This is a genomic window from Actinobaculum massiliense (assembly GCF_001457435.1).
GTDB lineage: Bacteria > Actinomycetota > Actinomycetes > Actinomycetales > Actinomycetaceae > Actinobaculum > Actinobaculum massiliense.
The window spans coordinates 313,412-329,188 of the sequence record NZ_LN881717.1 but is presented as its reverse complement, the minus strand read 5'-3'; the positions used below and the strand labels follow the sequence as shown (position 1 = coordinate 329,188).

Sequence of the window (15,777 nt, the reverse complement as noted above, 5' to 3'; positions counted from 1 at the left end):
ACTTTTGCCGCATCAAAAACTCTCGGGTGGGAAGTTGTGGACCGCAGCCGCGTGCGTGGTGGCGCTTTTCGCCGCGCCAGCGGTGGCGAGCGCCGCGGACCGCGACGATTTGGTGCGCCAGCAGCAGGAAAAGTCACGCCAAATGGAGAACCTACAGTCTCAGCTCGAGGGCGTGGATGTGAATCTGCAGAACAGTTACCTGGAGTTGGAAGAAACCCGCGGCAAACTTCCGGCGGCACAGGACGAGGTGGCCGATGCGCAGGCCCAGCTCGCGGCGGCTCAGCGCGAGCAGGAAGCCGTGGGGGCGCGCTTGGATGCGGCGCATGGCGAATTGGCAACGATTCAGGACGAGATCAAGAACGGGGAATCGAAGCTCGAGCAAACCCGTGACCAGCTGGGCGAGATTGCGCGAGCGCAGTACCGCGGCGAATCCGCGCCTTCCACGGTGGAGTTGCTGGTGGGATCGCAGTCCGCGGAGGATTTTTTAAGCGCTTTTGCCGCCAACTCGACGGCGGAGCGCGTGCAGAGCCAAACCTTGACAGAGGTTTCCCAGACGACGGCGACTAACCGGACCCGTGAACAACGCCAAGAGGCGGTGCGCGGGGAAATCGGGGAGCTGAAGACCCAGGCTGATGCCGCGGTTTCGGAGACGGAGGAGAAAGAGCGCCAGGCTTCGGAAAAGAAGAAGGAGCTGGAGAACCTGGAGGCCGCGATTTCGGCACAATCCAAGGAGCTGGAGTCGCAGAAATCCTCCTTCCAAGATTCGCTGACGCAGATGACCGCCGAACGCGATGAGACCGCGGCGCAGATTGCCGCGATTGATGCGGAAAATGCGCGGCGCGCGGCCGAGGCAGCCGAGCGCCAGCGCCGCGCCCAGCAGCAGGCCGCAGCCAATCGCGGAAGCGGTGGGGGAACGTCGAACGCCGGTAGCGCGCCGAATACCGGGGCGGCGATTATTCCGCCTATTTCGGGCCCGCTTTACGTCACTTCGCCCTTCGGTTGGCGCATTTATCCCTTCGATGGGCAACGCTGGTTCCATAACGGCGTGGATTTGCGTTCGGCCTGCGGCAACCCGCAGTTCGCCGTCGCGAATGGAACGGTTGCATCGGTACGCGCGGCCGCCGGCAATTCCACTCACGGTAACCAGATCTTCCTCAACTTGGGGATGATCAATGGTTCAAGCTACGTTGCGGTCTACAACCACCTGTCGGGCTTTAATGTGAGCGCGGGCCAGTCGGTTTCCCAAGGAGCAGTGATCGGGTGGACGGGCCAGACCGGTATGGTGACCGGGTGCCACGTGCACTTTGAAATATGGCGCGACGGTTCGGTTATCAACCCAATGAGCCTGCCGGGTTTCTAGGACTCACTTCGTAGCTCGCGGGGGGCGAGAGCCATTTGCGGCCTGGCGAAGCGAACTCGCGATACCATGGAGCGGGATTCGTATCCGGAGATTTCCGCGCTCGCGCAAAGCGAGCGCGGTCAGAACCTGAAGGGGAGAAAATGAACACCAACGCACCGAAGGCACAGGGGAGCGACGATTCCGCAACTTCGTTCGAGTTTTCCTCGCAGGTTGAGAAGGCCTCGGCGGCTGGAGCCCGGCCCGATGCCAGGGACGGAGGGCAATCCGGCGCCAGCGCCTCGCGCGGTGATGCTGAGCTCGCTACCGGATCGGAGGCAGGCTCGTGGATCGATTCGGAGAAAGCCTCCACCGAAAAAGCACGGGCCGGACAGGCCGGCGCGGCGAGGGAGGCTTATATGGGTGAGCTTTCTAAGGAAGAGCCCTCCAATAAGGAAGAGCCCTCCGCTAAGGAAACGGGTAGCGCAGAGAAGGAAACTAAGCAGGCGAAGGGGACCAAGCCGTCTAATGGCTGGTGGGAGATCCTCACTGGCGTCCTCGCCATCGTGTTGGCCTGGTTTATCTGGGACCGCGCAACTTTGACGGCGTCGCCCTACGCGTCCGGCACCATGGTATTTTCGATCGGCCTTGCCGCGGGGGTGGTGTTGCTCTTGATTCGGCGCATGTTCGATTCGCGCCAAACTCGGAAGATCTTGGCCCTGGTAGGTTTGGCAACTTCGGTGGTGACCTTCGTGGTGGGCTTGATCTTGTCCTTCACGGTTTCTACCGACCAAGACGCTTCGCAGAACTTCTTCTCGGCGCATCTATTGGACGTTACGGCCCCTGGAATTACGGTTCTGATTTTTGCGTTCGTCTTCCTGTGGTTCTCATTCCGAGACGCCAACGCAACAACTGATTAGAGCGGAGTATCGACGCGCCCGGGGGCGCGGGAAAGCAGAGCCAGGTGGCTAGAAAGAACAAAACGCTCAGCCCCGAGCAAGCAAAAGCCAAGGCTGATGCCAAGCAGGTGGTGGCGCGCAATAAGAAGGCGCGGCACGACTACTTCATTGAGGACGTTTTCGAGGCGGGCCTTTCACTTTCGGGCACCGAGGTGAAGGCGCTTCGAATGGGGCGGGCGTCGCTCGCTGAGTCCTGGGTTGAGGTGGACGACCATCTGCAGGCGTGGGCGCACGGAATCAATATCCCGATCTACGCCATGGGGTCATGGACCAACCATGCTCCTACCCGAAAGCGCCGGCTCTTGCTCCACAAACGCGAGATCGAAAAGCTTGCCCGCGCGGTCGATCGCAAGGGCTACACCATTGTGGCGCTTGAGCTGTACTTTGTACGCGGGCTAGCGAAGCTGGAGATCGCCGTTGCACGCGGCAAGCAAGAGTGGGATAAGCGCGAAACTTTGCGACGCCGTGAGGCGGATCGGGAAGCTGAGCGGGCCATGAGTGCAGTTCGGCGTCGTGAAGGGTTGGTCTAGGCGCAGGCCCGGGCAAGATTTTGCGCCCGGAATAGATTTCTCGCGTCGGCCGTTATAGAATATTGAATCCGTTGCTTCGCTTTGTGAGCGAGGTTTCGGTTGGTTTTTCATAACCGCATAGGGGATGATCGGTTTCGACGACGATGGGTAGTTGAAGAGAAGCGGGTCGAGGACGCAGAGTCCGCTCGATAACGATCTCTGCAAACCAATAGGTGCCAAGAACAAGAGCACCGATTTCGCCCTCGCTGCCTAATTAACCAGCGAGCTTCGAAATCTGTCGGCCCTAGCGTTGCTTTCCGCTAGGGACTCGGCATCGTTAAGAAAGCCACTGGTTGTTACGCCCGCTACAGGCGTAACTGCGACATTTTTGTAGATAAGTTCGTCAGGGCCTAGTTCGCGTGGATCCCTGGAGCTGAGAATAACTATGAGCGAACTGCACCCGGAGAAGTCTTCTTTATACATCGCCGGACCGGGGTTCGATTCCCCGCATCTCCACTTCATAGTTGACTCGCATAGCGATGAGACAACCTGAATATCCCGTGGGCTTTTACCTTCGGGATTTTCTTTTAGGAAAAACAAATTCGAATACGTAATCGTCCGGATCGGGCTAAACACTCGTGCAGCAACCACCGGTATAACAAAATGTCCCTGCGCCCTCTGCTAAATGCTGGGGTAAAGCTTCAATTTAGTGGAGGAAAATGAGTTGCGATCACGAATACTTTGTTAATCTTGTCCGATCGGTAGATTTCTTGAGCTCTCACGATTTACGCGAAGAGATTCTTTCACGTCCTGTAGATTTTTGGAATGCTAGCCATTGTTGGGAATGGAAACAAACGAATTCCAAGATTTTTGCGCATTTCATCGTTTTAGCTACTCGTAGTTTGGACGGCACGGAAAGTGATGAGATTGCTACTACGTTGGTGGACAATCTCCATTTAACAATTCCGTGGTGCGTTGAAAATGTCGCCGAGCTTAGCCTGCTTCTATTAGAAGAATTTATCGAAAAGAAGGTTGCTCAAGTTGGATTATTGCTTGAATATGTGGAAAACCAGTTTCGTGAGCATCCTGATTTTAGCGACAGAAAACAAGTGCTCTTCGATGAGTTTGCGCGCTACCGTGATGTCCTCAACGAACTCAAGTTTAAGCATCTTCCTACACGCTGGATCGATGAACTGCTTGAATGAGCTGCAACCAAAATTCTATTTTTCGGCCTTTGAGGCGTCCTCTCAACGTAACCCATAAGATGAGACCGCTTTCACTTCCGTGACTAAGTCTCGGGTGGGGGACACCTATTGAGTTGGAAAATTCCTTTCGCGGAGTTCCTCCAACAGCCAATCCCTGATGTCAGCGACAATTTCGGCGTCGGGTCTCGGCGGGGATTTCCCGTCCGAGCGGTTGGCGTAAAGGGCAGAATAACCCGAGGGATAGCCCTCGTCTGGTCGATCGAGCCATTCTACTTCATAGTCTGATTTGTGTTTGGAGACCTCGAAGCGAAAACCTTCAAGATCAATTTTCATTGACTTCATGGTGAGCCTTCCATATAGGAAAGAATGTCGAAAATAGCGTTTCGAGGGGAACCCGTCAGATGGGCACACAAGGAGAGCCAAACCCGAGAACGTGGTGCCTACCGCGAGTTCAGAGTTTGCACTAGTAGAACAGGGCGTATACGGCGAGGAATAACGCGGCAGAAGCGATTGTACCGAGGAGGGTTGCGGTCAGGAGTAGGCCCGGACGGGTACGACGGAGCGAGAAGAGGATGCCCGCGCAGGGGATAAAAGCGGTAACTAATACCACCGTAAGTAGTTCTGGGCTCCGTAGATCTGTACCCCAGAAGGGGAGCGCGGCCACCGGGCCGAGGATGAGGCCAAGCGGAAAACCGGTGGCGATGGATCGTTGAGCCAGATTCCCTTGCCGAGCGAAGAATGCCGTCGGCCCGACGACGATCCCGCAACCAGTACCGAGAACTGTCCATACAACGGCGATTTTAGCGAGGTCGGCCGTACCGGCGCTCGGGCGTAGGTTAAACAGAATGGTTGCCCCGTAATAAATCGTTAGAGCGCACAGAATCGAAGCGCTCGCGACACCCGCAGCGACTCTCCACGACTTCGCGAACCAGCCGACGATAACCGCGATCATAACGAAGCCCAGGCCGGAGCTGGCCAGGAGTGATAAAACTTTTACTGGTGTTCTGGCAAACGGAAAGGCATCTAACGCCACTGAACCGCAACCGATTAGCGCAGCCAGACACAATCCGATCGTCACAGTGACACCGATGGTAGGACGGTGAGAGGGAAGGGTCACGGGTTCTCGCTCATCTTCTGAATTCGACCGTGTATTAGCCACATGTTCCGTGCGCACGAGGCTCATTATCTCACAGGCCACCGTTCGTCCTCGCGGGATGGAGGTAAAAGAGATCGTTTCGATCAGAGCCAAATACTGTGTGTACGGCGCAGAGAATGTGTAAGGGAAAGCTACGGCGCGTGCTAAAGAGAAAAGAGTGGGGCCCGATCGCTCGGGCCCCACTCTTTATCTAATCCTGATTAGATTTTCTTTCGACGAAGGATCACAATTCCAGTTCCCAATGTGATCAGTGCCGTTATGCCAGCTCCAAGGACACCCTGAGCACCGCTGTGAGCAAGCTTGGGCTTACTTGCCTCTTGCTGCTTCTTCACCGTGCCTTTAGGGCCCGCTGGAGAATTACTGCCAGAGCTGGTGTTAGTCGGGTCGGGGCAAACACATTCGAGTTTTTCACTTTCAGGCCGCGGCTTGACGATCAATGTCGCGGTCTTGGTTGTGGTGGCACCGTTTTCGCCGGTGACGGTGAACTCGATTGTATACTCGCCGGGCTTATTGGCATCGAACTTCGAGTCCGGGTTAGCTAGAGCCTTACCGCCTTCGGCCTTCGTCACCATCGAGGACAGATCAACCGGATCACCTTCCCAGATCTCCAGGTCCTTGACTTCGAGGACCGGGGCAGGGGTCAACGGCGTGAGCCGCTTCTTGACGATCAGGTTCGCGGACTTGGTCGTCTTAGCACCGTTTTCACCGGTGACGGTGAACTCGATTGTATACTCGCCGGGCTTATTGGCATCGAACTTCGAGTCCGGGTTAGCTAGAGCCTTACCGCCTTCGGCCTTCGTCACCATCGAGGACAGATCAACCGGATCACCTTCCCAGATCTCCAGGTCCTTGACTTCGAGGACCGGGGCAGGGGTTCAACGGCGTGAGCCGCTTCTTGACGATCAGGTTCGCGGACTTGGTCGTCTTAGCACCGTTTTCACCGGTGACGGTGAACTCGATCGGGTAGGTGCCGGCCTTGTTGGCGTCGAACTTCGAGTCCGGGTTAGCTAGAGCCTTACCGCCTTCGGCCTTCGTCACCATCGAGGACAGATCAACCGGATCACCTTCCCAGATCTCCAGGTCCTTGACTTCGAGGACCGGGGCAGGGGTCAACGGCGTGAGCCGCTTCTTGACGATCAATTTTGCAGTCTCGGTGGTCTCTACTCCGTCAGGGTTGGTAACAGTGAAATTAATCGGGTATTCCCCGGCAACTGCGGTATTGAATGGAGCGTTCAGGTCAGGAACCGCGACGCCGTTTGTTTTTTCAGCGTCAATCATGTCGGCTAGCTTGAAGCTCTCGCCTTCCCAGATCTCAACATCGTGCACAGCCAGGGCGGGCTTGGGGTGCTTGACGGTTACATTCGCTGTCTTCACGATCGGCGTGCCGTCCTCGCCAATCACAGTGAATGTGATCTGGTAGGTACCAGCCTTGTTGGGATTAAACGATCCCTTGTCGATCTTCACTTCCTTACCTGGCTCGTTGGTGATCATGCTGGACAGATCGAAATTCTCATCGCCAAACTCAATCTCCTTGTCGGTCACCTCCAACTTCGGATTTACATAAAGGGTAACCTTGACGGGATCGCCGTTTTTGGCGTCTTTGTACCTCAGGGAAAGCTCATAGGTACCAACTGTGTCGGTCTTGTAATCGCCCTCTACTACGACGTCGTCCTTGCTCAGGGCATTTCCGGATTGGTCAACAACAGTCGCGATAAGGTCCTTAGGGTCGAAACTATCGCCAACGGAGATGACCTTGTTCTGGCCCACAATCTTTGCCCAGTTGGCATAAACGTGAACCAGCTTCCCTCTTACTTTGAAGTCAGCCTTTGCAGTCTCATCGAACTTGTATTCATCAATCCCAAATACCTTAGGATTTTTGCTGTCCTGCGCCTCATCACTCAGCTGGCTGATAGCGCTCCAGCCGCGGAAAAAGAAGCCATCGCGCACGGGATCCGTGGGTTTGTAAACCGTTTCCCCGGGCACCAAGTGCATCTGCTTTTCGGTGTCGGTCTGGCCAAGGCCGTAGTTGCTAGTAGGAACTCGTTTGACGTCGGTCCAGGTACCGCCATTTAGGTGGTATGAAACGGTGTCAATCGGGACGGTAATCATCTCATACATGCTGATATCGCCACGTGGTTTGAAGTGCTTCAGCGTGTAGATGTAGTTAATCTTTTCGAAATCATCAGGATCGACCGTGGCGGTGATTTCGAAATCGCTCACTTTGATGTTGACCTCGTCGCCTGTGTGATCTAGCCGCATATTAGGCACCATCTTAATTGTGCCGTTGATTTCCCATCCCTTAGGGATGTTGTACTCCTTGCCCGGGTCGTTTAGGACCATGTTTTCCGAGGGATTGTTCGGGTTGGAAGCAACCAGGTTGAACTCTTCGAAACTCTCATTTTTTGGGCGAACGAACTTAGTGGTGTTGTTTTCCTTCTCCCACTTAGCTCGCAATGTGAAGCTACGTCCCAGGTTCTGTAACATCTTGGCGTAATCCGTGGGATTGTCAGGGGCAGACTCGCTGAAGTCATAGGGTTTATCCGCTTTAGTTCCCGCGAGCGTTTTATCATCGACTTCTTCCCAGCCGAGGAACTTGTGCCCCGCGTGGACGGGGTCGGACGGCTTGTAGACGGTCTCGCCGGGAGCGACAGCTATGTCGGTATTGCTGGGATAGTTTTTATCCGTCCAATTTCCACCGTTGAGTGCGTACCGGACGTTGAGGTATGACTCCGAATTGCCGCACTGGATGATGTCAGAATCATCTTGTTTCAGCTCATAGTCCGCGATGGAGTACACCAGGCTGGCGTTCTCCCTCTCTCCGTCTAACGTCACGGTGAAGTTATTGAGTGGCAACCCTCTGTCACATTCACGAAACTGACCCGGCATTAAGGTAAGGCTACCAGTCACTTTCCAGCCAGGATACAAGTATTTAGAGGTAAGTCCGCCCTTTTTGAGGACTACATCAGGTTGCTGACCCGAGGGGTCCTTCAACGTGAATTCGAAGTCCTTCACATCTAAGGAGGAGGGTACCTGGTAAAAACGCGGGTAAGGCTTCGATTCCGCTTGTGCGGGCGTCGTCAACCCTGATGCTAGTAACGGTACCGCAAGCGCGGCCGCTAATATCTTCGTTAATAATTTCCTTGCCATTCAATGCTCCCTTAAGCGTGCACTTTGGCCGGCGTGAACTAGACAAAGCCTTGGTTACGCATGTTTCGAGGTTTAAAAAGGGCGCCTCGCACCTAGAGATACTACGGCGCTCGGTGCAGATTATCCCACACAGTTGTTCTTATTCCTAGGCTTAAAGAATAAAACCTCTTGCCGGCTAGCAGGTGTCGTGCCATAGGTGTGGTGGAAGCCGATTCAGCTGACTTTTTCGCTAGCCATCTCTATTGCTGGAGTCGGGCTTTTCTGCTTCATTACGGGCGCAAGTTGCGTTTAAAAATAGGGTGAATTAATGAAACTTTCTTGCCTCATGTGACCGGTCGGTGCAGATATGTGGATATGCCCGGTCAGGGCCGGACGACGCGCCCGAAGTTTGCGCCGTTGTGGAACCAATGGCCGCTAGCCCCGCTCGTTGACGAGGTTCATAACGTGGTGTGCATCGACGGGATTTGGTTCTCGGGCAAGCTTGTTCTTTTCATTGCGTGTGATTGCGTGGACGAAAACTCATGTGTTGGGCTGGTCGGGGGCTCGCATGAAAACAGTGCCGTGTGGCGAGCGTTTTTGACCTGATCGCAACCTCGGATGTGATGATGAGCTCAGGAGGTAGCGATATAGCCTTGGTCGTGTCGAAATCCTGGCCATGCAAATATATTCAGCATTACACGTTTCATGCCCCAGCGTGGTTGTATGCTATACAACAAGCCAGCTACTTACACCGGCAGGTATCGATATCTACAGTATTGCCAAAGCCTCCCTCCGCGTATCAATATGTGAGGAAACCCTAGCCTGGTGTGCAGAGCTCGTCACGTGGAATGACCATCGAGTTTCTCGAGCCGCCGGCGCAACTGCTCGAAGCCCCGGTCACTGATGACCAGATCGGTGAACTCCTCCGTAGGTCAGCCACCCTTCACCACGCTCAACAAGAAATCCAACGATGGGGAACCGCAGTCAACTGGACCGACTTCCATCGCTCCGGACAATGGCGGCACGTCTACCAGCCAGCAACACGTTTTGTTCCACAAGCCTATTGCTATGCTTCGTATTTCGATATTGCTTACTTGTGTTATCTCCGCTGCCACGCCGGCGGAACGAAAAACTCTTCGGAGGGAATGATACGGCCGGTTGGAGTGTCGACGACGCTGATCCTCTTGGCATCGCGCACGATCTGCAGATCCGAGCCGACCGGGAAATTCCAGATCCCAATAAGGGCGGGCTCAATCATGCACACGGTGTTGAAATTGCACACCTTCGAGTTGGCCGGATTGTCCAGGTACTCGGAGGTATCCAGCGAACTCATGATTAGCCATCCGGTGTCACCCGGCGCGTGCGGATTTTCCCGCACCATCCAACGCACTCCTCCGGCCTCAGTCAAAACGTTGACGGTCGCCAGGCAAGCGCCGGCATTCGGAATAAATTCCACGTAATCGTCCATGATTTCTTCTCTCGGCTCTTGGAAAACCCGTTGAAAAATATCGTCCTTGAAATCTTTTTCGAGGGCAATGCTACGCGCTGTTTCCACGCGGCCTAGAGCTTCTCAGTGCTCTTCCACGGGGTTCGCACCGCTTGTCCGCGCAGTTCTCAACGCACGTCCGCGCAGCTCTTTGCGCGTGGCCTAGATGTTCCTAGCGCCCACCTCCGGGAAGTGTCCGCGAGGCGCGGCGGTAGTCGGCGTCGTCGACCGTGAATTCTTTGGTTGTCGGGTCGACGTCGACCTTTCGCGCCCTCACCCCGGCGCGCGAAACGTGATCGAGCAAAACGGCGGCCTCACGTTCCACGAGGTAGTAGGCGTCAAACCGGCGTATTTTCGTCAGCGCCAGCGCCTCTAAGGGGAGATCAAAGCGGCCGTCCGTAATCACATCGCGGACGTCGCGGACCAGGCCGCTGTCCCTCGAGCGAGAGAGGCACCAAATCTTCGCGCCGGGAAAAGCCTGCCGAATCGCGGTGTGTGCGGCTTTTGGTGAACGGCGCACCCGCGTTCGACACCGGTAGCGAGGCCACGTCCATCGGGATATTAATGCAATCAGGACCGGGGAAGTCCTGTGATTCTTGGATGCGCATGGCGCCGCCCTTCCTCCGCGAGGAACGGCGAGTTTGCCGCAATGGATGTCGCCCTCGGCAACTCGATATGTTGCCTCGAAGACCTGGTGCAGAAGTAGTTTCAGTTTTAATTGACACTGTTTTGGCCGGGTTATAATGTTGCCATTTGTAGGTAAGGTTACCCGTACCAAGCTGAAAGTGTTTGTTGCATGGCAGATCAAAGCGCGCAGGTGGCTGAGGGCAAGCCAGCCGATCGGGATAAAGAAAAAGCCGTTGCCGGGCAAGCCGCAATTCGGCGGCTCACAAAACCAATTCGGGGCCGAATCCTCGTAGCGCAAATCCTTACCATTATTTCCGGGATCCTCGCGATTGCCCCTTATATTGCGTTGGTTGAACTCGGCCGCGTCCTCACCGATGCGGGAAGCCTGAGCGCGGTGGACACCGACCAAGTGTGGACGATCATCGCGATCCTCACCGGCGCTTTCTCGCTCCGACTTCTGCTGTACTTCATTGCCCTGCTCGTGACGCATTTCTCTGACCTCAAGCTCCGCGATATTCTGCGCCGCGGCATTATCGAGCGGCTGGCTAAAGCCCCGCTTTCCTGGTTTACGGAGTCGAACTCGGGGATTGTGCGCAAGGCGGTGCAAGACGATACGACGACGGTCCACACCGTCATCGCCCATGGCCCCATAGACAAGCTCAACGCCGTGGTTTCCCCGGTGGCCCTGGTGATTTATGCCTTCGTTATCGACTGGCGCCTCGGGCTTCTCTCCATCGCCACGATTCCGCTCTACGTTGGCACCTACGCCGTCACCATGCGCGATATGCCGGAAAAAACCGCGGAGATGGATACGAAACTCCAGAAGGTCTCCGCCACCATGGTCGAGTTCGTCTCCGGCATTAGCGTGGTCAAGGCCTTCGGCCGCGTTGGCGAGGCGCACGGCAACTATATTAAGGCCGCCAATGAGTTCTCCCAGTTCTACCGCGCTTGGTGTATGCCGCTGGTGACGATCTCCTGCCTGTCCTTCACCTGGGTGTCTATCCCTATCCTCCTACTGGTGAACCTTGGCGGCGGTGCCTTGCTTGTGAGCACCGGAGCCGTCACCGTCGCGGAAGTTCTCACGACGACGTTGATCGCAATTGTGGTACCCGGGACGATCCAAACCGTTTCCGCCATTGCTTGGTCCTATCAGCTCGCCGGGGGCGCGGCCATGCGCATTTGTTCAATTCTCGACGTCGAAAATCTGGAAACCCCGGCCCGCGGGAAGAAGCCCAACGGCACCGGCGTCGAAATTGAAAACGTCCACTTCTCCTACGGTGATACCCACGCGCTCCGCGGCGTTTCCCTTCAGCTCCAGCCGCGCACGATCACCGCTCTGCTCGGCCCATCGGGCTCCGGCAAATCAACCCTCGCCACCCTGATTGCCCGCTTCCAGGATCCAGACCAGGGAAGCGTAAAAATCGGCGGGGTGGACGTGCGCGAGATGGACCAGGAAACCCTCTACCGCACGGTCTCTTTTGTGCTCCAGGATGCGCAACTGCTCTCCACCTCCGTACGCGCCAATATTGCCCTCGGGAAACCCGAGGCGAGCCTGGAGGAGGTGCGCGCTGCCGCCCGCGCCGCGCAAATTGATGACTACATTATGAGCCTGCCGGATGGATACGACACCGTACTCGGCCAAGACACCGGCCTTTCTGGCGGCCAGCAACAGCGTATTGCGATTGCCCGCGCGCTCCTCATTGATGCCCCGATTCTCCTGCTCGATGAGGCCACCGCTTTCGCCGATCCGGAATCCGAAACCGAGATCCAAGAAGCGCTCAACGTATTGGTCAAAGGCCGCACCGTTCTGGTTATTGCGCATCGCCCGCGCTCCATTCGCGGGGTTGATCAAATCGCCGTAATGGATCACGGCGAGGTCACCGCGGTGGGTACCCACAAACAACTTCTCGATGAACCGCACTACCGAGCTTTGCTGGCCCAATCGGGCGCGCTCGCGGAGAAGGCAGAGAACTAATGGCGAAGAAAACCCCGCTGATTTTGCACTATCGGCGCCTGATGGACGATGCCTCCTGGCGTAACTTCCGCACCGGCGCCCTCCTCGGCTCCTTTGCCGGCGCCCTCATGGGCCTCGGCCTGCTCATTCTCCTCCCCGCCTCGATGGCGCTCGGCACCGGCGCACCCGTGTGGAGCCTGAGTTTCTGGCAATGGATGATCGTCCTCGCCGTCGATGCGGCAGCCTCGGTGCTGATTGACTTCTTCGGCACCCGCACCGGATATATGGGCGCGCTCGGATTCTTGAAGCACGTGCACTACGCTGTCGGCTCGAAGGTTGCCTCCCTCCCGCTGGGCTGGTTCAAGGGTTCCAGCGCGGGGTCGATGTCTCGCATGGTTACCCAGGAAATGATGAGCCTGGGCGAATCCGCGGCGCACTTCCTCTACAAATTTATCCAAACTACGGTGGCTGCTGGCGTTATCTGCATTGGCTCGTGGTTCTGGGCCTGGGAATTGGGTGCGCTACTCACCGTAGCAATCCCGTTCCTGCTGATTTTCCTCACCCTCGCCCGGCATTTCATCAATAAAGGCAAGAAGATCTCCGAACCGAGCGAAAACGAGCTCGCCGCCCGAGTTATCGAATTTTCGCGATGCCAGGGCGCTCTGCGCTCGTGCAATGCCTCGGGGAGCTACCGGGAAATCGAAGAAGCCTTCGAAAAGAGCCGGCGCGAAGGCCGGCGCGGGCTCGCCTGGGAAACCGTGGGGCAGATCTTCAACGGGGTTTTCCTTCAGATCATCATTATTTCGATGATTACCCTGGCCACGTACCTGATGCTCGGCGCGCGAATTGGGATCCTAGAAGGCGTCGTCACCATCGGTATGGCGTTGCGCTTCACCTCCATGCTGGAAGAGCTGGGCGCCAGCGCCGTCGGGCTCGAAGAGCGCCGCCAGCTTATGGAGCATGTCGACAGCGTGCTCGACGCCCCATCCCTGCCCGAACCGGAAGTCTCCGCGCCGCTGAGCGCGCCCGGCAGCGTGGAGTTGCGCGAGGTGGAGTTCGGGTACGTTCCCGAGCGGCAGGTGTTGCGCGGAGTGTCCTTCCGCGTTCCCGCCCGCTCGATGTGCGCGCTCGTTGGCCCTTCCGGTTGCGGGAAAACCACCGTGGCGCGGTTGGTGTCGCGTTTTTACGACGTCGATGCCGGCGCGGTGCTGGTGGGCGGAGTAGATGTGCGCTCCCAACGCACGGAAGACCTAATGAAGCAACTCTCGATGGTTTTCCAGGACGTCTACCTCTTTGATGAAACCCTGCTTGCCAATATCCGGGTGGGCAATCCCGCCGCCAGTGAGGAAGAAATCCGCTGGGCGGCCGATATGGCCGGAGTTTCCGAAATTGCCCAGCGCCTTCCCGATGGTTGGGAGGCGCGCGTGGGGGAGGGCGGCACCGCGCTCTCGGGCGGTGAGCGCCAGCGCGTCTCCATCGCCCGCGCGCTCGTCAAACGCGCCCCAATCGTCCTCTTCGATGAGGCCACTAGCGCCCTGGACGCCGAGAACGAAGCGAATATCGTGGCGGCGATGGAGCAGCTTCGCCAAGACTCCACCTTGATCGTCATCGCCCACAAGCTCGAAACCATCCGCTCTGCTGATCAGGTGGTGGTGTTCGACGCCGAAGGGCGCGTGGCCCAGCTGGGCAACCACGAGGCGCTGATCGATATCCCCGGCCCCTATCAGGACTTCTGGCATCACCAAGACCGCAGCGTCGGCTGGTCGCTGGCCGCGGGCGGGAATTAGGCGCGATGCCGCGGGCGGGGACTAGGCACGTCGGACGCGAAGACTTGTCAGAACATAGCTGCAAACCAAACCAGTAAAGGAAAATCTATGACGAAGAAATTCGGGCGGGCATTGGCCGCCCTCGGCGCAAGCCTCGCGCTTGCCCTGACGAGTTGCTCTGGCACGGCAAATAAGCCGGCCGCCGAAACCACCGGCGCCAGCGAAAGCGCGGCGGCCCAGGCAGAATCCTCACCGATCCGGATGGGTGCAATGTTCGCTCCCACGGATACCTTCGATCCAAATGTGGCCACCACCCCCGGCTCGATGTTACTGCTGTTCTACCTCTACGATTCGCTGGCTTACGTGACCGAGGACGGCGCCCAGCTCTCCTTGGCCAAGTCCATTGAACCGAACGCGGATGCTACCGAGTGGACGATTACCCTGCGCGATAACCTCGCCTTCTTTGATGGCACCGCCGTCACCGGCCAGGACGTCATCGATTCCCTAAAGCACCTGTCTGAGTCGCAGAACTTTGCCGCGATGTACGGCGTCGTCGACTATGGCGCCTCCACCGCAACCGAAAACACTGCCACTCTCAAGCTCAAGGCTCCGAAGTCGGACTTCCTGGAGTCCTCGCTGGGTATGATGTCGCCGATCGCCCCCAAGGGGAAGTTCGACGGCGTCGGCGCGGGAACCTACAAGGTGACCGAAGGCGATTCGAGCACCGGCTACACCATGGCCGCTAACGAAAAGTACTGGTCGGGCAAGCCCGCGATTCCGACCGTCACCCTGGTGCCGGTTGCCGATTCGGAAGCGCAGGCTAAGGCCCTGCAGAGCGGCGAAATTGATTATGCCTGGGGCCTGGATATGGCTTCCATGCGCACCCTCAGTGCCAATAAGGACATCGTGATTCCCGAGCCGTCGCTTGAATCGGCCACGGTGAAGGAGCTCGTGCTCAACACCCGCGTGGCACCCTTCAACGATCCGGAGGTTCGCCAGGCGGCGAAGCTGACCCTCGACCGCGACAAGATGGTCAAGACGCTTATTGGTGAGGAAGCCGGCGAGGTCGGAAACGACATGAGCGGCAAGGGCTACGTCACCTACCCCGAGGATTTGGCCCAGACCACCGCGGATAAGGATAAGGCGCGTGAGATTTTCGCTCGCAAGGGCGTCACGAGCTTCAACATTATCGCTTCGGATATTGTGCCCGGTCAGACCGCGGCCGCCGAGCTGATGGTGCAGGAATTTGCCGAGGTGGGCGTGACCGTCACCGTGGAAACGCTGGACGCGCAAACCTTCTTTGCGCAGATGGAGAAGGTGTACCAGGCCCCGGCCTTCACCTTCTACTGGATTAACCGCTTGCCGATCAGCAACCTACAAAGCCAGGTCTCCGCCGAGTCGCCCTACAACGTTTCGGGCTACAGCTCCCCGGAAATTTCCGCGGCTCTGCAGACCGCGATGACCTCCACGGACGCGAAAATACAGGAAGAAAACGTGCAGAAGGTTCTCAAGGATCAGCACGATAACGGCGGCGACCTCATTTGGGGCTACCAGAAGCAGCTGAGCGCTAGCCGCGCTGGCCTCAATGGTGTGGTTACCACCCAGTCCGTGCCGCTCCTGGCCAACGCCACCTTCACCCCGGCCAAGTAGCGA

General features: G+C 57.2%; 13 protein-coding genes and 1 other RNA gene. 8 read left to right on the top strand and 6 right to left on the bottom strand.

Going from position 1 to position 15,777, the window contains the following annotated elements:
- The first annotated feature begins 4 nt into the window (after window positions 1-4).
- The 5 genes from BN2664_RS03430 (at window position 5) to BN2664_RS03415 (ending at window position 4,009) form a co-directional block, all read left to right on the top strand.
- Window positions 5-1,360, top strand: a complete 1,356-nt coding sequence (locus tag BN2664_RS03430; RefSeq protein WP_007001609.1) for a M23 family metallopeptidase — start codon at window positions 5-7, stop codon at window positions 1,358-1,360.
- 140 nt (window positions 1,361-1,500) lie between these two features.
- Window positions 1,501-2,256, top strand: a complete 756-nt coding sequence (locus BN2664_RS03425; RefSeq protein ID WP_007001610.1) for a hypothetical protein — start codon at window positions 1,501-1,503, stop codon at window positions 2,254-2,256.
- 44 nt (window positions 2,257-2,300) lie between these two features.
- Window positions 2,301-2,825, top strand: coding sequence for an SsrA-binding protein SmpB (smpB, locus tag BN2664_RS03420; protein ID WP_007001611.1), 525 nt, complete (start codon window positions 2,301-2,303; stop codon window positions 2,823-2,825).
- A 120-nt stretch (window positions 2,826-2,945) separates the two neighbouring features.
- Window positions 2,946-3,323: a transfer-messenger RNA gene (gene ssrA / locus BN2664_RS08975) on the top strand.
- 200 nt (window positions 3,324-3,523) lie between these two features.
- Entirely contained in the window at window positions 3,524-4,009 is a 486-nt protein-coding gene (locus BN2664_RS03415; protein ID WP_007001613.1) for a hypothetical protein, read from the top strand.
- Between the two features lie 105 nt (window positions 4,010-4,114).
- Here BN2664_RS03415 and BN2664_RS03410 read toward each other — a convergent pair whose 3' ends face one another.
- From BN2664_RS03410 to BN2664_RS03385, 6 genes are all read right to left on the bottom strand, one after another.
- On the bottom strand, window positions 4,115-4,351 hold the full coding sequence (locus BN2664_RS03410) for a hypothetical protein (RefSeq protein ID WP_007001614.1): 237 nt from the start codon (window positions 4,349-4,351) through the stop codon (window positions 4,115-4,117).
- A 121-nt stretch (window positions 4,352-4,472) separates the two neighbouring features.
- Window positions 4,473-5,042 (bottom strand): DUF6518 family protein, encoded by a 570-nt coding sequence (locus BN2664_RS03405; RefSeq protein WP_058120616.1) that lies wholly within the window; start codon window positions 5,040-5,042, stop codon window positions 4,473-4,475.
- Window positions 5,043-5,365: 323 nt separating this feature from the next.
- Entirely contained in the window at window positions 5,366-5,971 is a 606-nt protein-coding gene (locus tag BN2664_RS03400; protein ID WP_058120615.1) for a DUF5011/hyalin repeat domain-containing protein, read from the bottom strand.
- A 19-nt stretch (window positions 5,972-5,990) separates the two neighbouring features.
- Complete coding sequence (locus BN2664_RS03395) at window positions 5,991-8,177, bottom strand: bacterial Ig-like domain-containing protein (protein ID WP_197408640.1); 2,187 nt, start codon at window positions 8,175-8,177, stop codon at window positions 5,991-5,993.
- 1,213 nt (window positions 8,178-9,390) lie between these two features.
- Window positions 9,391-9,846 carry a DUF2185 domain-containing protein gene (locus BN2664_RS03390; RefSeq protein WP_007001620.1) on the bottom strand — a complete coding sequence of 152 codons (456 nt, stop codon included), beginning with the start codon at window positions 9,844-9,846 and terminating at the stop codon, window positions 9,391-9,393.
- Window positions 9,847-9,949: 103 nt separating this feature from the next.
- Window positions 9,950-10,183 carry a hypothetical protein gene (locus BN2664_RS03385; protein ID WP_155856632.1) on the bottom strand — a complete coding sequence of 78 codons (234 nt, stop codon included), beginning with the start codon at window positions 10,181-10,183 and terminating at the stop codon, window positions 9,950-9,952.
- Window positions 10,184-10,573: 390 nt separating this feature from the next.
- Between BN2664_RS03385 and BN2664_RS09470 the strand changes: the two genes are divergently transcribed.
- From BN2664_RS09470 to BN2664_RS03370, 3 genes are all read left to right on the top strand, one after another.
- Window positions 10,574-12,379, top strand: coding sequence for an ABC transporter ATP-binding protein (locus BN2664_RS09470; RefSeq protein WP_007001621.1), 1,806 nt, complete (start codon window positions 10,574-10,576; stop codon window positions 12,377-12,379).
- Window positions 12,379-14,145, top strand: coding sequence for an ABC transporter ATP-binding protein (locus BN2664_RS09465; protein ID WP_007001622.1), 1,767 nt, complete (start codon window positions 12,379-12,381; stop codon window positions 14,143-14,145). Before BN2664_RS09470 ends, BN2664_RS09465 begins: the two co-directional genes overlap by 1 nt.
- Before the next feature lie 87 nt (window positions 14,146-14,232).
- Entirely contained in the window at window positions 14,233-15,774 is a 1,542-nt protein-coding gene (locus BN2664_RS03370; protein WP_007001623.1) for an ABC transporter substrate-binding protein, read from the top strand.
- The last annotated feature ends 3 nt before the right edge of the window (window positions 15,775-15,777 follow it).